This is a genomic window from Marinobacter sp. M3C (assembly GCF_023311895.1).
Lineage (GTDB): Bacteria > Pseudomonadota > Gammaproteobacteria > Pseudomonadales > Oleiphilaceae > Marinobacter.
The window spans coordinates 4279658-4298938 of record NZ_CP092284.1 but is presented as its reverse complement, the minus strand read 5'-3'; the positions used below and the strand labels follow the sequence as shown (position 1 = coordinate 4298938).

Here is a 19281-nt window from a genome sequence, read left to right as displayed (position 1 = left end):
GTTTAAGGCAGCATCCGATTCGTTGCTCGTCAAGGTACTAAGGAACCACTGCCGAAGTCTACGCGGCTTAAAGGCCTCAGCGCTGGCGCTCTACACCTTTCACTGACTGCCAGATAGCGTCCAGCGTTTCCAGGGTTTCGCTGTCCATATCACGGCCCTGGACCCACAACTCAGCCTCGATGGCGCGAAAGCGTGCTTCAAATTTATGGTTGGTTCGCTTTAAAGCGTGTTCCGGGTTTACTTCCATAAATCGCGCCAGATTCACGCACACGAACATCACGTCGCCGAGTTCATCTTCGAGCGCATCGCGTTCGCCGCTGCCGTTACTGGCGATCTGCCAAGCTTCTTTCAGCTCATCAATTTCTTCGTGCAGTTTGTCAAACACCGGGCCGATATCGGGCCAGTCAAAACCGTGGCGGGCAGCCCGCTTTTGGAGTTTTTCAGCCCGTGCCATCGCCGGCAAAGTGCGGGCAATACCGTCCAGACGGCCTGTGGGCTCGGCGTTGTCAGACGCTGGTTTTAATGCCCGCTCTCCCGCTTTGATACGCTCCCAGCTCTGTTTGATCCAGTCCTCGCTCGGGCGGTTATGAGGATCGATCCGGCTTTCAAGGGTGCCTTCAGGGAACACATGTGGGTGGCGTCGAATCAGTTTACGCACCAGATTGTCCACCACCGAATCAAAATCAAAACGCTGCGTTTCCTGCCCGATCTGGCTGTAAAAAATGACTTGGAACAGCAGGTCACCCAATTCATCTTCCAGGTGGGGATAATCCTCGCGTTCGATGGCGTCAGCCACTTCGTAGGCTTCTTCCAAGGTGTGGGGCACGATGGACGCAAACGTCTGGCGGGCATCCCAGGGGCAACCGGTGTCTGGATCGCGCAAGCGTGCCATCAGGGTTTTCAAGTCGTCCAGCGAATAGCTCATCAGCGTTTTCTCTTAGCTTCGATGACGTTGGGCAGGTTGCGGATCTGGGACAGCAGTTTGGCCAGTTGTTCCAGATCGGAAATTTCTACAGTGACCGTCAGGTTGGCCGTGTTGTCGTCGCGATTACTCTGGGTGTGTAACGCCAGCACATCGCAGCGCGATGCCGACAGCACCTGGGTGATATCGCGCAAGAGGCCCGAACGGTCGTAGGCGTCAACGCTGATATCCACCGGGTATACCGAGGCCTGGCGCTCGCCCCAGCTGACGTCGATAATGCGGTGTGGCTCTGCTTCCGCCAGTCCCATATAGGTGTTGCAGTCCTGCCGGTGAACGGTCACACCGCGGCCAACGGTAATGTAGCCGCCAATATCATCACCCGGTAGAGGCTTACAGCATTTAGCCACCTGGGTTTTCAGCTGGCCCACACCCACAATGCGAATGTCAGATTCGGTATCGTAGGCTTTGCTTTGCTTGCGCAGCTTCAGTTCGGGCTGCTCATTTTTTGGCTCCAGCATTTGCTGGGCCACATTGGCCACTTGGGCTGGGCGCAGGTCGCCCGCGCCAATTGCCGCACACATGTCTTCCGCGCTGTGGTAATTCACCTTTTTGGCGAGCAGTTCCAGATTGCAATCGTGCAATGACAAACGCTTGAATTCGTCATCCAGAATGGTACGGCCGTCGCTGATATTACGACCGCGATCCTGCTGTTTGAACCAGCTGATGACCTTGGCGCGGGAGCGCGAACTCCGAATGTAGCCCAGGTTGGGGTTGAGCCAATCGCGGCTGGGTGTCGCATTTTTAGACGTCAGTATGAACACTTGATCGCCGGTTTTCAGCGGGTAGATCAAGGGCACGATACGCCCGTTGATGCGCGCGCCTCGGCAAGCGTGACCGACTTCTGTATGTACCCGATAAGCGAAGTCTACGGCGGTGGAACCTTGGGGCAGATCAACCACATGGCCCTCAGGCGTAAACACGTAGACCCGATCCGACGTTACCTCGGATTTCAGGTGCTCCGCCAAACCAGACAGATCGCCCAGCTCTTCTTGCCACTCCAGCACCTGGCGCAACCAGTTTATTTTGGCATCGTAACCGGTGGATTTGTTTTTGGTGTCGGTCCCTTTATAAAGCCAGTGGGCGCAGACACCCAGTTCGGCTTCTTCGTGCATCTTCTGGGTGCGAATCTGCACCTCCATCACCTTGCCTTCCGGGCCGATGACCGCGGTGTGCAGAGACTGGTAACCATTTTCTTTGACGTTGGCGATGTAGTCGTCAAATTCATTCGGAATATGGCGCCACAGACCGTGGACTATGCCCAGCACGGCGTAACAGTCGCGTACCTCCGGCACCAGAATACGCACGGCGCGCACATCATACACCTGGCTGAAATCAATGCCTTTTCTGCGCATTTTGCGCCAGATGCTATAGATGTGTTTAACGCGGCCCGACACATCGCCTGTGATGCCGGCGCTGCCCAGCTCCGACTCCAGCGCAGCCACCACCCGTTTGATGTAGCCTTCCCGATTCAGGCGCTTTTCATCCAGCAGTTTGGCAATTTTCTTATACGCGGTTTCGTGCAGGTAGCGGAAGGACAGGTCTTCCAGCTCCCATTTGATATAGCCAATGCCCAGCCTGTGCGCCAACGGGGCATAGATTTCAAATACTTCCCGGGCAACTCGCATGCGTTTTTCCGGCAATGCGTCTTTCACTCCGCGGATGGCGCAGGTGCGCTCAGCGAGTTTGATCAACGCAACCCGCACGTCGTCAACCATGGTCACCAGCATTTTACGCACGTTGTCGAGCTGGCCTTCGCTCTGGCCCAGAACATTGCCTTTCAGGGGATGATGGATAGACGAAATCGCCGCCATCTGTAGCACGCCGTTAATCAGGCCAGCCACTTCGTCGCCAAACTCTTTACGCACGGCTTCCAGCGTTACCCGTTCTTCGCGCACAGCGCGATACAGCACAGCAGCCGTCAGGCTAGCCTGGTCGAGATGCAGCTCTGCCAGCACTCGAGCCATTTCAATGCCGGTGCGGAAACTGCTGGCGCCGGGGGTCCATTGTCGGTCTTCCCGATAGGCCTGAAGGTCAATGGCTGCAGCTCTTTCGCACGCCTGGCGCAGCAGGCTGTCATCCTCAAGTCGGGTCTGCTCGGCCAGCTGGCGCACGCAGTGGGCAATGTCTACTTCACCGCTGCCGGTCACGGCGTAATCTTCGCGAACTTTTACCATGTCGACTCTTTTCCAGATTAGCCGGAATCGCGCTTAACCAGAATCACGCTCAAAAAGCGCTATGGATTCCACGTGAGTAGTATGCGGGAACATATCCATGACACCCGCTTGCACCAAGCGATAGCCATTACGCACCATAACACCCGCATCTCGCGCCAAAGTGGCCGGATTGCAAGACACATATACAATGCGGCTGGCGTTAAAGGCAGTTAAGTACTGGCAAATGTCTTCGGCGCCGGAGCGCGGCGGGTCAATCAGGATTTTGTCGAAACCCTCTTTGGCCCAGCTCTGGCCGGTAAAATCGCCGTGCAAGTCGGCGCCAAAAAAGGTGACATTATCCAGGCCGTTCAGCGCGGCGTTCTCGCGGCCGCGTTCAACCATGGCGTCGTCGCCTTCAACACCGACCACCTGGCCACCACTGCGGGCCAGCGGCAGGGTAAAATTGCCCAAGCCGCAAAAAAGATCCAAGACTCGCTCGCCGGGTTGCACGTCCAGCCAGTCGATGGCGCGCTTTACCATTACCTGGTTGATGCTAGCGTTCACCTGAGTGAAGTCCATTGGGTGAAACGCCAGAGTCAAATCAAATTCCGGCAAGCTGTAGCTCAAACGCTCATCCTGGCGACCTGCAGATTCCGGCCAGATACGGTGAACCGTGTCCGGGCCTTTAGGTTGCAAATAGATGTGCAAATCGTGATTTTGACCAAACACAATCAGCTTGCTGCGGTCGCCGTCGCTCAAGTCTTCCATGTTACGGAACACCATCACTGCCACATCATCACCGCAGGCAACCTCTACCTGGGGAATGAGGTCAAAAGCATCCATGCCGTGCAGCAGTTCGCGCAGCGGCATAATGCGTTCGCCAATACGTGGGTCCAGCACCAGGCAGCGGTCAATATCCGTCAGAAAATTACTGCTCTTTTCGCGGAAGCCAACCAGCACGGATTCACGTGCTTTTACAAAACGCACACCCAGCCGCGCTTTGCGGCGGTAACCCATGGTGTCAGCGCGCAGCGGTTTAACCCACTGCTCGGGCTCGATACCACCAAAATGGGCAAAGTGCTCTTTCAGAGTGTTTTCCTTGAACGCAATCTGCGCCTCTGCGCTCATGTGCTGCAGGCTGCAGCCACCGCACACAGCGGCAAAGTCGCAGGGCGGAGTCTGGCGATCAGGAGCCGCGGTGAGTACCTCAAGTGTGCGCAATTCGTCAAATTTGCTGCGGCTGCCAACCATCTTGGCCATCACTGTTTCGCCCGGCAGCGCGCCGCTGACAAATTGCACTTTACCCTCGTTACGAGCAATACCACGGCCATCATGGCCGAGCTTTTCGACCTCGCAGCGCACAGGTTCCTGGGGCAACACTTTTCTGCGTCTTCTACTCATCAATTCTTCTCTTTTTTAATCAGACTCAGGCGCTAGGAAATACGCCGGTAGACAGGTAACGGTCACCACGGTCACAGATAATGCCCACGATAACGGCGTTTTCAAGCGTTTGGGAAAGTCGCAGCGCCGCGGCGATGGAACCGCCAGACGATACGCCGCAAAAAATACCTTCTTTTTCAGCCAGCGCGCGCATCGTAGTCTCGGCCTCGACCTGACCAATATCCATTACCTGATCAACCGCCTTAGCATCAAAAATTTTAGGCAGATAGGCTTCTGGCCAGCGCCGAATGCCGGGTATAGACGCGCCCTCGCTGGGTTGCAGGCCAACAATGCGGACGTCGGGGTTGCGCTCTTTCAGGTAGCGGGACACGCCCATAACCGTACCCGTGGTGCCCATAGAGGCCACGAAATGGGTTACCCGGCCATTGGTCTGCTGCCAGATTTCAGGGCCGGTGGTGCGGTAGTGCGCCAGTGGGTTGTCAGCATTGGCGAACTGGTCCAGAACCTTGCCTTTGCCCTCGGCCTGCATGCGTTCGGCCAGATCCCGGGCACCTTCCATTCCGTCTTCCTTGCTCACCGCAATAATTTCGGCGCCATAGGCGCGCATGGACGCGCGCCTCTCTTCACTCATATTGGAAGGCATAATCAACACCATGCGGTAACCCTTTATCGCTGCCGCCATTGCCAGGGCAATACCGGTATTGCCGCTGGTGGCTTCGATCAGGGTATCGCCGGGCTTGATGTCGCCGCGGATTTCGGCTTGTTGGATCATGCTAATCGCGGGCCGATCTTTGACCGATCCGGCCGGATTATTACCTTCCAGCTTGGCAAGGATGACATTACTGGTGTCGCCTGGCAGGCGCTGCAGGCGAACCAGGGGGGTTTTACCAACATAATCTTCAATGGTTGGAAAATACATAATGAGTCCCTGTGGTACACTTTTGGGGTTAAATCATACGCCTTATAGTGACTCCAGCCCAATACAGCTTATTGCTATCGCAAGAGCCTGGGGTTATAGCTACGAAATACGTTAACGACTGCCGGCAACAACACCCGTCGGGCGCAAACACCGAACCAACACACTGATGCCCTTAGTACGCGGGCAAAATGCCATTTTCAGGAGTTGTTTATGGGGCGCTGGGATTTTACCAACCGAGGTATTCGTCACTGGGGCATTCGCAACAAGGTACTGATGGCCACACTGATGCCCACGCTGGCTACCACTTTGCTGCTAGGCCTGTTTTTCAGTTCAAGTTGGGTTAACCAGATTGAACGCCTGCTGCGGGACCGCGGCGAAGCCTTGTCGCGGCAACTGGCGGCGGGCTCAGAATACGGCCTGTTTACGGCCAACCGGCACTTGTTAGACAGCCTTTCCAACGCCTTACTGCAAGAGCAGGATGTGCGTTCCATCAGCTTTTTCGACAGCGCCGGCGAGCGTCTTCTGCACACCGGCCCAGACACCCACAAACGCGATATCGCCGAGCTGCTGCAGGATCAGGTCGCGCAGCAGCTGCCGCGCCAGCAGAGCACCTTTTTCATTACGCCGGTTACCCTGCAGGACCTGATGATCGAGAATCTGCTCAATGCCAATGGCGAGGCTGATGTGCCCAGTGCCCAGCAAACTCTGGGCTGGGTAGCCGTGGAGATGTCCCATATCCGCACCGAAAAAGAAATCTACAAAGCCCTGCTGATTTCCCTGCTTTTAGTCCTTTCCGGTGTGGTGTTCAGCATGCTGGTGTCGTTGCGCCTGAGCCGAGCTTTCACCAGCCCGGTTTATAAACTTAATAAAGCCGTTGCCGAGCTTAAAGAGGGCAAATTGGAAACCCGGGTTTGTACTCGAGCGGGGCCCGAATTTCAACAGCTTGAGTCCGGCCTGAACGCCATGGCGGCCGCCTTGAGCAAGGCCCAGGCCGACATGCAGAAAAACGTCGATCAGGCCACCGAAGACCTGCGTGAAACGCTGGAAACTATTGAGATCCAAAATATTGAACTGGATTTTGCGCGTAAGGAAGCGCTGGAAGCGAGCCGTATAAAATCGGAATTTCTGGCCAATATGTCCCACGAAATCCGTACTCCACTCAACGGTATTATCGGGTTCACCGAACTGCTGTTAAAAGGCTCCCTGGCCCGCCAGCAAAGAGATCACCTGAACACCATTCGCAAGTCATCGGAAATCCTGCTGACCATCATCAACGACATTCTCGACTTTTCCAAAATCGAAGCCGGCAAGCTAACGCTGGACCGGGTACCGTTCCAACTGCGGGACATTGTGGAAGAAGTCATGGTGATGCTCGCGCCGGCAGCGCACGACAAAAACCTGGACCTGGTGACCCTGGTTTACAACGATGTGCCCAACAACCTGATGGGCGACCCATTAAGGCTGAAACAGATTATTACCAATTTGCTCAACAACGCCATCAAGTTTACCCACACCGGCGAAGTGGTCCTGCGTGCCAGCCTGGAAGAAGAAGACGCCGATAATGGCTCCGTTACCCTTCGCGTCAGCGTAGCGGATACAGGCATGGGACTGTCACGCGCACAACAGCGATCATTGTTTGATGCGTTTAGTCAGGCCGACGCATCAACCGCACGGAAATATGGTGGTACTGGGCTCGGACTGGCTATATCCAAGCGCCTGGCAGAGGAAATGGGCGGCAAGATCGGCCTGGAAAGCGAGCCCGGGAAGGGCTCTACATTCTGGTTCACCCTGACCAGCACGCGGGCCAGCCAAAACGATAGCGACAGCCCCCGTAACGGCCTGCGCGGTGAACGCATGATATACTTGGAGCAACAAAAAACCACCGGCCTGGCGATGGAGCACCTATTGCGGGACTGGGGCGTTGCCGTAGAGCGGGTTAGCTCTCCTGGCGCCATGCAAGAGCGCATCGAACAAGCGCAACGAGAGCAGGCCGGCTTTGCCGTCGCGCTGATTGGTATTAATCGCCATCTGCTCAACTCCAGCCAATATCGCAGCCTGGTACACAGTATTGAGGTTGACCGCGATTGTCGCACCCTGTTGCTGACGCCAACCCTGGAAAGCCACGACACCCCCCTGGTGGCCAATGTTAGCAGCCACCTGACCAAACCCGTTCTGCGCGGGGCGCTCTACAATGAACTGGTGTTATTGGTGCACGGTATCAACGCTAACGACCACACGGCCGATCGCGGTTACGGGCCGACCACACCACCGCCAGAACCCGATAGAGAAAGCCTCAACCCCAGGGTTCTGGCGGTAGACGACAACGAAGCCAATCTCAAACTGGTGCTGACCCTGCTACGGGATGCGGGCGTAAACACGGTAGGCGCCGCCAGCGGCTTTGAAGCGCTGACAAAGGCCCGCTCCCGTCAATTCGATTTGATATTCATGGACCTACAGATGCCAGGTATGGACGGCGTTGCTACCACCCAAAGGCTAAGGCAACTGGAAACCGCCGGCTGCCAGCGTGCCGCCATTATTGCACTGACCGCGCACGCCATGAGTGACGAGCGAGGCCGCTTGGCGCGGCAGGGATTCGACGGCTATATGACCAAGCCGGTCAGCAGCCGCCAACTGCTGGACGCCGTCGAACAGCACACAGGATTGGTATGTTGCGACGGCACAGACGACGGCGGTCGAGCTAACGAAGTGCGCGACAGCCGCAGTGCACTGCGGCCGTCGAGTCGAAAAATGACCAGGGAATGCATCAGTATTGAGGAAAGCCTGCGCCTGGCAGCCGGCAAAGCAGACCTGGCCGAAGAGTTATTCAGCATGCTGCTGGAACAAATAGCACCTACTGTAGAGGCCATTGAGCAGCACTGGCAAAGCGGCAACAGGCTGGAACTGCTGGAGTGCGTGCACAAGCTGCACGGTGGCGCCCGCTACTGCGGCGTACCGGAAGTTCGGGCTGCTGCCAATCAACTGGAGACCGCGTTAAAAACGGCTGACAGCGATATTGACACCCTGACCGATCAGCTGTTAAAAGCATTGAAGCGGCTATTGAACTGGGGCGACAACACTCATTGGCAGTTACTCTTCAGGCAACACGGAAGCCTTACGCACTCTTAAAGCTGACGCATTCCTAACGCTGACAAGCGTTATCAATCAGTGCTTTCATATCCCGCACTGCTTCTTTCAGGCCGGTGAAGACCGCCCGGGAGATAATAGCGTGGCCGATATTCAACTCGTTAATCCCGGCAATCGCTGCCACCCGCTCGGTGTTGTGATAATTCAGACCATGGCCGGCGTTAACCACCAAACCCTTCTTTCGAGCGTAGATGACCGCTTCCACCAATACTTTGAACGCCGCATCCGCAGCCGCGCCGCTGGCCTCGGCGTACTCGCCGGTGTGCAATTCAATCACCGGCGCGCCACAGCGCACGGCGGCATCAATCTGAGTTTTGTCCGGGTCAATAAACAGGGATACTTCCGCACCTATGGCCGCCAGACGTTCGCAGGCTTTGGCAATGCGAGCTTCCTGGCCCTCGACGTCCAAACCACCCTCGGTGGTCAGTTCTTCACGCTTTTCAGGCACCAGGCACACGCAGGCCGGGCGGATTTGTTCGGCAAAATCCAACATGGCGTCAGTCACCGCCATCTCAAGGTTCATTTTGGTCTGCAAGGTATCGCGCAACAGCAGAACGTCACGGTCTTGAATGTGACGGCGATCTTCCCGCGGGTGAATGGTTATGCCGTCGGCGCCGGCTTCTTCCGCCAGCAATGCGGCCTGTACCGGATCGGGATACCGTGTGCCGCGGGCCTGACGCAAAGTGGCCACGTGATCAATATTCACACCAAGCAATACTCTGGAGTTCATTTTACTGCCCCTGACTGGATAAAAAGTTGGCGGCTGTGCAACGGTCGCCCCTGTAACAAATAGTCTACCAGCGCACGCATCACTCGCTTGGCGATGCGGCGCGCTTCAATTTCACTGTAATCATTGGCGGCCAGCGCAAGCAGCGCATCGCCAGGAAGTTTTTTCACCCGCACATCGGCACCCGGGCGTTCAACAATACCCTGCTGCGGATGATATCCGTAAAACCAGCCTGATTGCACCGGCGCACCGCTATCGGTCGCCAGGTCCCAGGCAAAATCGTACCCCAGGGCCAGCGCCAGACTGCGCTCGAAACGCCGCAGCACTGGTTCCAGCTCAGCAGCAGCGGCCAGTTCGGCCATGGCATCAAGATAGGCAGCAAATAACAACGGATAGGGGTCAGCTGCGGGGAGAACGCGCTGCAGCAATTCATTAAGATAAAAACCGCTGAACAACGCTTGCGATTGCGCCAGAACCGGCGCTGGGCGAACGTCTACCTGGGTCAGGGTTTTCAGGTCCCCGCGGCCAACCCAATCCAGCAATAGCGGCTGGAAAGGTTGCAACTGGGCTTTGAGCGGGCTTTTGCTGGTGCTGGCGCCGCGAGCAATCAAGTCAATGCGGCCATAATTCAGAGTGAACACATCTACCTGCAAGCTGCTTTCACGCCAAGGCCGGCGATGGATCACATAGCCCGGTTCCTGAATCACCTTGCCCCTCATGGCAGACTCAGAAGTCGTTCATGCCCAGGCTTTTCAACGCCCGTTCACTGTCGGCCCAACCGCGTTTGACCTTCACCCAAAGCCGCAACATGACTTTGTTGTCGAACATCCGCTCCATATCGATCCGGGCATTCTGGCCAATACTGCGCAGGCGGTCGCCCTTATCACCAATGATGATTTTCTTCTGGCCTTCACGTTCAACCAGTATCACGGCTGATATGTGCAGAGTTTTACCATCGTGCTTAAACTCTTCTATTTCCACCGCCACCGAATAGGGCAACTCGGCACCTAGCTGGCGGGTGATTTTCTCACGCACCATTTCCGAGGCCATAAAGCGCTCGCTGCGGTCGGTAATCTGGTCGTCCGGATAGAAATGTACGCTCTGCGGCAGGAAGCGGCCGACACAGTCTTCCAGCGGTACTAGATTCGTCTCGCGCAGGGCCGAGACCGGGATCATTTCGGCGAAATCGCGCTTGCGCGACAGCATGTCCAGATGCGGTAGCAGGGTTTCCCGCTTTTCCAATTTATCGACCTTGTTGATCGCCAGAATCACCGGGCATTTCAAGCTGGAAAGCTTCTCCAGCACCAGTTCATCGGCGGTGGTCCAGGCCAACTGGTCAACCACAAATACCACCACGTCGACACCTTTCAAGGCCGAGGTAGCTGCCTTGTTCATGTATCGGTTTATCGCCCGTGGTTGTTCTTCATGCATACCCGGTGTGTCAACATACACAGCCTGCACCGGGCCAATGGTTTTTATACCCAGAACCTGGTGACGGGTGGTTTGCGGCTTGCGCGAGGTAATACTGAGCTTCTGGCCCAGTATGTGATTCATCAGGGTAGACTTGCCCACATTGGGGCGCCCTACGATGGCCACAAAGCCACAACGGCTGTCAGGGTCTTGCGGGCGGGTTGTATCCGTCATCAATCGTTCTCCACACCCAGTTCTTTCAGGGCATTACGGGCGGCTTGCTGTTCGGCTATGCGGCGACTGTTGCCGCTGCCGGTGGTTTTGCGCCCCAATGAGGACAGCGCGCAGGATATGTGAAATGTCTGATTGTGGGCTTCACCGTCAACCGACAGAACGTCATAAATCGGCAGCGGAAACTGGCGCGACTGAAGATATTCCTGCAGGCGGGTTTTCGGGTCTTTCTGGGTATCCTGTAAGTCCAGATTCTGCAGGCGCAAATCAAACCAACGCAATATCTGAGCCTGACAGGTAACAAAATCACTGTCCAGATAGATAGCGCCGATGATGGACTCTACCGCATCTGCCAGTATGGATTCACGACGAAAGCCGCCACTTTTTAGCTCACCTGAACCCAAGCGCAGATAGGAGCCTAAATCAAACTCCCGCCCAATCTCCGCCAGAGTTACGCCCTTGACCATGCGCGCCCGCAAGCGGCTTAGCTGCCCTTCACGGGCTTTGGGAAAGCGCCTGAACAAATGCTCGGCGATCACCATGTTTACAATGGAGTCACCCAGAAACTCAAGGCGTTCATTGTTCTGATTGCCAAAACTGCGGTGGGTCAGAGCCAGCAGCAAACGTTCCTGGGATTTGAACTGATAACCGATACGTCGCTGCAAGGGCTCAAGGTCGGGCTGGACGCTCATTGGCTACTCATATCGTAGGCGTGCTTGAAGTGCATCACGGCATCTATGTTACTAATTACCGGCGAGCGCACTTCATAGTCCACCACAATCAGTACCCGGTCACCGTCTTTGTTAACGGTAATACTCTCGGAGCTAAGAGTGCGAACATTGTTCACACTCAAGCGCTTATTAATGTGTGAACGCACTTCCGCCGGCCCCATTTCTGACAATCCTTTGGTATCGCTCAGGCCTTCGAGTGCTTCCTGAATGGTGTAATCATCCATGTACGCTGGCCCAAGTTTTAACAAAAGGGTCAGCAGACTGCCAAAAAACAGAACCATAACCAGCATGACCAACCCGGATGCGCCGCGCTGCCTGTTCATATCTGACCCGTTGCTGTTCATCCCCTGCATTCTCATTAGGTTTTCCATTATTCTATGCCACCCACCCGGCCAAACGATGGCAAACTGACCAGCGACTCCCAGTGCATCCAGATAGCAAAGGCCTTGCCGACAACAAGGTCGTCTGGGACCGTGCCCCAGTAGCGGCTGTCATTACTGTTGTCACGGTTGTCACCCATTACAAAATAGTGGCCTTCGGGCACTTGCCATTCGCCTTCACCGCCGGTACCCAGACGGCCCGTGGTCAGAAAAATATCGTGTTCTACCCCTCCTAGCTGTTCGCGCCTGTATTCGTTGGGCGGCAGACGCGCCACAAATTCCGATTCTACTTTTTCACCGTTTATGAACAGAGTTTTATCGCGGTAGCGAATCTGATCACCGGGCAAACCAATCACTCGCTTTATGTAATTGGTTTTGCGGTCTTCAGGGTAGCGGAATACCATCACATCGCCGCGGTCCGGATCGTCGATGCTGACCACTTTTGAGCCCAGAACCGGCAGCCGAAGGCCGTAAGCAAACTTGTTTACCAGAATGAAATCGCCCACCTCCAGGGTAGGCAGCATAGAGCCGGAGGGAATCTGGAATGGCTCTACCAAAAACGAACGCAGAACCAACACAATGGCCAATACCGGGAAAAACGAACGGCTCAGCTCGACCAGATAAGGCTCTTTTGCGGACGAGTCTTCGTCTGAGGCCACGGCACTCGCTTTGGCGGCACGGCGCGAGCGTAAAAACAGCTTGTCAGTGAACCAGACCAAACCCGTTGCAAAGGTCAGAATGACCAAGATCAGCGGAAAATTAATATCCATTCAGATGCCTACTTATCAGATGCCTAATTTTTGTCGATTTTCTAGTTGTCGATTTTCAATACCGCTAGAAACGCGTCTTGGGGCACTTCCACATTACCCACTTGCTTCATGCGTTTTTTACCGTCTTTCTGCTTTTGCAGCAGTTTCTTTTTGCGACTGACATCGCCGCCGTAACATTTAGCGGTCACGTTCTTACGCAAGGCTTTCACCGTCACTCGTGACACTACCTGGTTGCCGATCGCCGCCTGAATGGCAATATCAAACATCTGCCGCGGAATCAGCTCTTTCATTTTTTCCACCAGTTGACGGCCTTTGTGATTCGCCAGTTCACGGTGAACAATCAAGGCCAGAGCATCCACCCGCTCACCGTTGATCAGCACGTCCAGGCGCACAAGATTGGCCGCCTGAAACCGAATGAAGTGGTAATCCAGTGAAGCGAAGCCTCGGCTGACGGACTTTAACCGGTCGAAAAAGTCGAGAACCACTTCGGCCATGGGCAGCTCATAGGTGAGCTGCACCTGCCTGGTGGTGAAGTGCATACTTTTTTGTACGCCGCGTTTTTGCTCGCACAGGGCAATCACATTTCCCAAATGCTCTTGCGGCACCAAAATGTTGGCTTGCACAATGGGCTCACGCATTTCCTCAATTGAGCCAATATCCGGCAACTTTGAGGGGCTGTCTACCGATAATGTCTCACCCAGCTTAGTGAGCACTTCATAGATAACCGTGGGCGCAGTAGTGACCAGGTCAATATCGTATTCACGCTCTAGCCGCTCCTGAATAATTTCCATGTGCAGCATGCCCAGGAAACCACAGCGAAAACCAAAGCCCAATGCGTCGGAGCTTTCCGGCTCGAAAAACAAGGACGCGTCATTCAGCGTCAGTTTATCCAAAGCATCACGGAAATCGTTGTAATCGTCGGAGCTGACCGGAAATAGACCGGCGTATACCTGCGGCTGAATTTTTTTAAAACCCGGCAGCCTGGAGGTTTCGTCGGCAAATTTGTGATGCACGATGGTATCGCCCACCGGCGCACCGTGAATAGCTTTGATCCCGGCAACCACAAAACCTACATCACCGGCTTCCAGAATGTTGGTGTCGTAAGGCTTTGGGTTAAAAATACCCACTTTGTCCGCATTCCAAGCCTTGCCCGTCGACTTAATAACAATTTTTTCGCCCTTTCTCAGCACGCCCTGGGTCACGCGCACCAGCGACACAACGCCCAGATAATTATCAAACCAAGAGTCGATAATCAGTGCCTGCAGCGGCGCCGAACGATCACCTGTTGGCGGTGGAATTTTCTGGATCAGATCTTCCAGAACGTCTTCCACACCCATGCCGCTCTTTGCCGAGCAGCGCACGGCGCTGCTGGCGTCTATGCCAATGATGTCTTCGATTTCGGCGGCTACCCGCTCCGGTTCTGCCTGCGGCAAGTCCATCTTATTTAGCACCGGCACCACTTCCAGACCCTGCTCAATGGCGGTATAGCAGTTGGCCACCGACTGAGCTTCAACGCCCTGCCCGGCATCCACCACCAGCAGCGCGCCTTCGCACGCGTAGAGTGAACGCGACACTTCGTAGGAAAAGTCTACGTGCCCTGGCGTATCAATAAAGTTGAGTTTGTAAACCTGGCCGTCACGAGCGGTGTAATTCAGCGTCACGCACTGCGCTTTGATAGTAATACCGCGTTCACGCTCAATATCCATGGAGTCAAGCACCTGTTCCGCCATTTCACGGGAGGACAGGCCACCGCAAGTCTGGATAAACCGGTCTGCGAGTGTGGATTTGCCATGGTCAATGTGGGCGATAATAGAAAAGTTACGGATTCGGCTCAGTTCAGTCACAGACAATGAATACTCGTATAAGACACAGGATTGAGCCCGAGGAGGGCCGCTGCCGGATCCGGCAACGGCAAGATTTTACAGTTTACCGGCCGCCATTGCCATTGCTGTCGGCGGCCGGGTTTGAGGAGGTGTTAAGGTTTCATAACCAGATAGAGCGCACGACCCTGACGCACTACGCGCACTGGCACGGCGCGATCGTCGGCCAGATTGCCGGCAATGTTGCGGAAGTCCGCCACCGACGTCACCGCTTTGCGATCGATTTCAGTGATCACGTCATTGGGGCGTATGCCTGCGTCGAAAGCAGCGCCACCCTGAACATCCGCGACTAATACGCCGGCAATGATGCCCTGGGCATTGGTCATGCTAGCCGGCAGCGGCTCAACGCTCAGGCCGAATAGCGACGAAGCACTATCGCCCGGGACTACGGGGCTCTGCGCCTGGGCGTCACGCTCATCCGGAAGCTGACCAATTTTAACATCAATAGCCATTTCGTTGCCGCCACGCAGTACCGTCAAACGCGCTGACTCACCAATCGGCGTGCGCCCTACCATCGGCGGCAACTCAGCTGACAGCTGCAATTCTTCGCCGTCATAGGCCAGCACAATATCACCAGACTGCAAGCCAGCAGCTTCCGCCGGTGAACCACCAAGCACTTCGGCAACCAGCGCGCCGCGCGGACGCTTCAAGCCAAAACTCTCGGCCAGATCACGGTTCACTTCCTGAATAAGCACGCCCAACCAACCACGGGATACGCTGCCATTGTCGCGAATCTGGCGGAACACGCTCATGGCGTCATCGATGGGAATGGCGAAAGAAACCCCCATAAAACCTCCGGAACGGGTATAAATCTGGGAGTTAATGCCAATCACATCGCCGTCCATGTTGAACAACGGCCCGCCGGAATTACCGGGATTAATAGCGACATCGGTCTGAATAAAAGGCACGTAGTTTTCGCTTGGCAGGGAGCGGCCAAGAGCGCTGACGATGCCGGCGGTGACGGTATAGTCAAAGCCGAAGGGTGAACCGATGGCAAAAACCCACTCGCCCACTTTCAAATCTTTCGATTTGCCCACCTGAACGACAGGCAGGTCGTCACCATTTTCAATTTTCAACACGGCCATATCCGAGCGCGGATCCGTGCCAATAAGGCGCGCGGGCAGTTCACGGCGGTCGTTCAAGCGTACAATAATTTCGTCAGCGCCCTCCACTACGTGATTGTTGGTCAGCACGTAGCCATCGCGGGACACGATAAAACCAGAGCCCATAGACTGGATTGGCTGGGCGCGGCCACCGTGGGGATTACCGGAGCCAGGACCACGAAAAAAATCCTGAAAAAACTCTGGCATCTGCTCAAGCTGGCGCTCGTCAAAAGGCAGATTTTGGAAACGGCTTGTATTTTCCGGCGCTGCCGAGGTTGTGCTGATATTCACCACCGCACCGGCATTATCTTCCACCAGTTCTGTAAAATCAGGCAGGCCACGGGCTTGGGTAGCTTGGCTCCATACCACCAGTACCATCAAAACAGTGGCCAGCAACGCAGCCCACATCAAAGAAACGAAATTGGTGGACTGCCTGGCAGCCACAACCGAGGGTGTTTTTGGCATTGAGCAACTCCCGTAATGAGTTCCGAGCTGACCTAAACGGCCAGCGAACAGTATTAGCAAATGTGTGTGAGGGCACTTCCCGTTATTTCAATATACGAGCACTAGAAGAAATTATAACGCTTGGGTAGGGACGTTCTTATTAACCTTCATTAAGTGTGGCTGATAATCACCGGGCATGCGGCGCTGCCAAAGCTTTGCGACTAAAAAGCCCGCGCCCAAGCCAAGGCCAGCGGCCAAGATAGCTACGCCGTCGCTGCCCGGCACCAGCTGGTTTGCAGCCATGCTCGCAGCGACCATCAACAGCAGCGGTAACGCATACACCAATAGCGACGCCTGCAATAGCGCCTGTTCCGCAATGCCCAGAGTGACATCGTCGCCCACACCCGCGTGCAGGCTGTTCAGAACCTGCACTTGATTGGCGCGGCCACCGCTGGCAGCCGCCAACACGCGCTGGCCGCAGCCACTGCGGGCGGAACAACTCTGGCACGCGCTCTGGCGAATGGTTTGCACCCAGACGGTGTTGCCAGACACCGCTACCACTCGACCGCTTTCGGTGATCATCGGCTCGCGCCCTGATGCTCGATCAGGCTTGCGGTGGCGCTATCAACATTAGCACTATCAACCGCAGCGCTGTCAAAACGCACCGACTCTGCCACTTTACGGGCGGTGATCGGAGGCACCTCGCCGACCACCGAGATCAATACCTGGCGACCGTCTGACTGCACCGGCCGCAAATACACCGTGGTAGCACCAATGCGCGATGCACCTGTCGGCATGTCCAAACTAGCAATGTCTTCTACAAACACTGAAAAAGCCGCCAAACCATCACTGAACGCAATCACCTGGCGTTTATCCGATCGCGGCGTAGCCGCAGGCTCAAAACCCGCGGGCACCCAATCCAGCGACCAACCTTGCAAGCGGGTCACCAGCTCGGTGACGGAATTTGAAGGTTCAAGGCTCATGGTACTGGTCTTATTCTTGTCTGCCGTTGTTATCTGAAGCTCGCTGTCGACAATATCATCGGTGATATCAAGACTGGTGAACTGGAAATGCTCCAGGATCTGGTCGTCGGCGTTACGGGTTTGGCTTTTTACCAGCAGGCCGGTCTCTTTTTCCAGCCACAAGCGATAGCTATAGCGGTAAGGATCATTAGCGGTCAAGGCGATTTTTACAGCGGCGTAACCTGCTACGCGGCCCTCTCCCAGCATTTGCGCCTGGTACCAGCGCGTCGCAGGCAATAGCTGATCACTAAACGAATCAGCCAGCGGCCCGGAAGGAATAATAGCATCTAGTATGACAGTATCTTGGGCTGGCAACACGCAAACAACCTCCATGTCACGACGCACAATTTCGCCGCTGCCGCCGTCCTGAATAACCAGTCTTTCCTCAACCATACTGCCGTTGTAGCGGTGAGCCACTTGCATGGAATGCACCTGCTGGCCGCGGCCGTACACAAACACTCCCCGGTAGGAGGTCATGTTCATGGCCGGGCCCAGGCGCTGCAACCACTTGACCGCTTCTGCGCTATTGGCCGTTTGGGGCTGTGCCTCGGTCGACTGTGCCGCAGCCGGCATCCACAACCCCATAACCGTAAGGGCCAGGAAAAAACGCAACCATGCTGAGCCTGCCTGCCCGTTCACGATTTAGTAACCCCCCGCATCGGCGCTGACCAGACGCGCATAGCCCACCGAGCCGCGACCGGCACCCACGCTGTTATGCTGGGCGTGTTCCAGTAGATAACGGTGAATCTGCTGCCGCTGTCTGTCATCCAGGCCCTGCAGCGATACTTCGCTGACCGAAGCAACCGTTGCAGCCGCGTTTGGCTCCGTTGAGGCCGGAGCAGCAATCAGCTCCGGCTCGCCGGCGCTTTGCCAGCCCGAACCAGCGCCAAAACCCACCACCAGCGCCATCGCTATCATGGCCACTGCGGGCCAGTGCCATCGCTGACGACTTGTTGCCCTTATCGCATTGTGCTCTGACGTAGGCGCCCCGCCGTCAAGGCGCTGCCAAACACCGGCACTAACATCGGCGGCCGGCGAAACCGAGTCGGCTGCGGCGCCCGTGCCATGCATCAGGTCGTGAATGTGCTGCCAGCGTTGCCACTGGCCGCGCACCTCATCCTGATCGGAAAAGGACAGCAAACGCCGCACAGCGAGTTCGTCTGCTTCGTCGTCCATCATGGCCGACAGGGTTTCTCTGAGACGATCATCCATGGGATGCAACCTCAATTGCTTGCAGAATGGTTGAGCAAGGGGCCAAGATGACGGTCAACCGCATCTCGGGCCCGAAAAATACGGGAACGCACCGTGCCAATCGGGCATTCCAATATGCGGGCAATGTCTTCGTAACTCAGGCCGTCGTATTCGCGCAGCAGAAACGCCGAACGCAATTCTTCCGGCAGTGCGTCTATGGCTTTATTCAACGCCTGCTGCAACTGGTCGCGCTGCAGCAGCTTCTCTGGCGAGGCGATATCTCGCAGGCGCTGGCCATCGTCGTAGTTTTCCGCGTCTGCCGAATCTGCGCTACCCAGAGGGCGCCGACTGCGCGCTTCCAGATAATTTTTGGCTGTATTAACCGCTATGCGATAAAGCCAAGTGTAAAATGCGCTGTCACCACGAAAACGGTCAATAGCGCGAAAGGCTTTAACGAAAGTTTCTTGAGTAAGATCCATCACTTCGTGGCTATCGAATACATAGCGGCTGATGATAGACGCCACTCGCGACTGGTATTTCAGCACTAGCAAATCAAAGGCAGCACGGTCGCCATTGCGTACCTTGCGCACCAACTGCAAGTCAGTCTGGCTGTCGCCCTGGTCGGGGGCTGTCTGATCTATACTGGACGTCATGGACGGTTTGCCGGCACTCGCTGGTTCGGTGGCCTGAGTTCCGGCCTGCTTGAGAATGGAATGCATCATGCTGCTGCCTGGCGTCCGTTAATGGAGTCTTCGGGAAAAATGACCGCTTAAAAGCGACTTCCCGGTTCTGG

At 55.7% G+C, this 19281-nt stretch carries 17 protein-coding genes; 1 reads left to right on the top strand and 16 read right to left on the bottom strand.

Features of this window, described 5'->3' with window-relative positions:
- Positions 1 to 76: 76 nt before the first annotated feature.
- From mazG to cysM, 4 genes are read right to left on the bottom strand one after another with little or no spacing between them, the layout of a single operon-like run.
- A complete protein-coding gene (mazG, locus tag MIH18_RS20230) occupies positions 77 to 925 on the bottom strand; it encodes a nucleoside triphosphate pyrophosphohydrolase (RefSeq protein WP_249013323.1) in 849 nt (282 codons plus the stop codon).
- Positions 925 to 3156: a GTP diphosphokinase gene (gene relA, locus MIH18_RS20225; RefSeq protein WP_249005526.1), complete on the bottom strand. Its 2232-nt coding sequence runs from the start codon at positions 3154 to 3156 to the stop codon at positions 925 to 927. Before relA ends, mazG begins: the two co-directional genes overlap by 1 nt.
- A 33-nt stretch (positions 3157 to 3189) precedes the next feature.
- Positions 3190 to 4536, bottom strand: a complete 1347-nt coding sequence (gene rlmD, locus MIH18_RS20220) for a 23S rRNA (uracil(1939)-C(5))-methyltransferase RlmD (protein WP_249005527.1) — start codon at positions 4534 to 4536, stop codon at positions 3190 to 3192.
- Positions 4537 to 4561: 25 nt separating this feature from the next.
- Complete coding sequence (gene cysM / locus MIH18_RS20215) at positions 4562 to 5455, bottom strand: cysteine synthase CysM (protein WP_249005528.1); 894 nt, start codon at positions 5453 to 5455, stop codon at positions 4562 to 4564.
- 210 nt (positions 5456 to 5665) lie between these two features.
- Here cysM and MIH18_RS20210 point away from each other — a divergent pair, with 210 nt between their 5' ends.
- Positions 5666 to 8581, top strand: a complete 2916-nt coding sequence (locus MIH18_RS20210) for an ATP-binding protein (RefSeq protein ID WP_249005529.1) — start codon at positions 5666 to 5668, stop codon at positions 8579 to 8581.
- Between the two features lie 13 nt (positions 8582 to 8594).
- Here MIH18_RS20210 and pdxJ read toward each other — a convergent pair whose 3' ends face one another.
- The 12 genes from pdxJ to rpoE all read right to left on the bottom strand — a co-directional run bounded on the left by pdxJ (position 8595) and on the right by rpoE (position 19207).
- On the bottom strand, positions 8595 to 9329 hold the full coding sequence (gene pdxJ / locus MIH18_RS20205; RefSeq protein ID WP_249005530.1) for a pyridoxine 5'-phosphate synthase: 735 nt from the start codon (positions 9327 to 9329) through the stop codon (positions 8595 to 8597).
- Positions 9326 to 10045, bottom strand: coding sequence for a DNA repair protein RecO (gene recO / locus MIH18_RS20200; RefSeq protein WP_249005531.1), 720 nt, complete (start codon positions 10043 to 10045; stop codon positions 9326 to 9328). Before recO ends, pdxJ begins: the two co-directional genes overlap by 4 nt.
- Before the next feature lie 7 nt (positions 10046 to 10052).
- Complete coding sequence (era, locus tag MIH18_RS20195) at positions 10053 to 10970, bottom strand: GTPase Era (protein WP_249013322.1); 918 nt, start codon at positions 10968 to 10970, stop codon at positions 10053 to 10055.
- Positions 10970 to 11659: a ribonuclease III gene (rnc, locus tag MIH18_RS20190; RefSeq protein WP_249005533.1), complete on the bottom strand. Its 690-nt coding sequence runs from the start codon at positions 11657 to 11659 to the stop codon at positions 10970 to 10972. The genes era and rnc overlap by 1 nt, the downstream gene beginning before the upstream one ends.
- On the bottom strand, positions 11656 to 12042 hold the full coding sequence (locus MIH18_RS20185; RefSeq protein WP_249009011.1) for a DUF4845 domain-containing protein: 387 nt from the start codon (positions 12040 to 12042) through the stop codon (positions 11656 to 11658). The genes rnc and MIH18_RS20185 overlap by 4 nt, the downstream gene beginning before the upstream one ends.
- 26 nt (positions 12043 to 12068) lie before the next feature.
- Positions 12069 to 12848 carry a signal peptidase I gene (gene lepB, locus MIH18_RS20180; protein ID WP_249005534.1) on the bottom strand — a complete coding sequence of 260 codons (780 nt, stop codon included), beginning with the start codon at positions 12846 to 12848 and terminating at the stop codon, positions 12069 to 12071.
- A 41-nt stretch (positions 12849 to 12889) separates the two neighbouring features.
- Complete coding sequence (gene lepA / locus MIH18_RS20175; RefSeq protein ID WP_249005535.1) at positions 12890 to 14692, bottom strand: translation elongation factor 4; 1803 nt, start codon at positions 14690 to 14692, stop codon at positions 12890 to 12892.
- Positions 14693 to 14823: 131 nt separating this feature from the next.
- Positions 14824 to 16296, bottom strand: a complete 1473-nt coding sequence (locus tag MIH18_RS20170) for a DegQ family serine endoprotease (protein WP_283164057.1) — start codon at positions 16294 to 16296, stop codon at positions 14824 to 14826.
- Positions 16297 to 16407: 111 nt separating this feature from the next.
- Positions 16408 to 16857, bottom strand: a complete 450-nt coding sequence (locus MIH18_RS20165; RefSeq protein WP_249005536.1) for a SoxR reducing system RseC family protein — start codon at positions 16855 to 16857, stop codon at positions 16408 to 16410.
- A complete protein-coding gene (locus MIH18_RS20160) occupies positions 16854 to 17909 on the bottom strand; it encodes a MucB/RseB C-terminal domain-containing protein (RefSeq protein ID WP_249009013.1) in 1056 nt (351 codons plus the stop codon). The genes MIH18_RS20165 and MIH18_RS20160 overlap by 4 nt, the downstream gene beginning before the upstream one ends.
- 30 nt (positions 17910 to 17939) lie before the next feature.
- Positions 17940 to 18509 carry a sigma-E factor negative regulatory protein gene (locus MIH18_RS20155; protein ID WP_249005537.1) on the bottom strand — a complete coding sequence of 190 codons (570 nt, stop codon included), beginning with the start codon at positions 18507 to 18509 and terminating at the stop codon, positions 17940 to 17942.
- Between the two features lie 11 nt (positions 18510 to 18520).
- A complete protein-coding gene (gene rpoE, locus MIH18_RS20150; protein ID WP_283164120.1) occupies positions 18521 to 19207 on the bottom strand; it encodes an RNA polymerase sigma factor RpoE in 687 nt (228 codons plus the stop codon).
- Between the last annotated feature and the right edge of the window lie 74 nt (positions 19208 to 19281).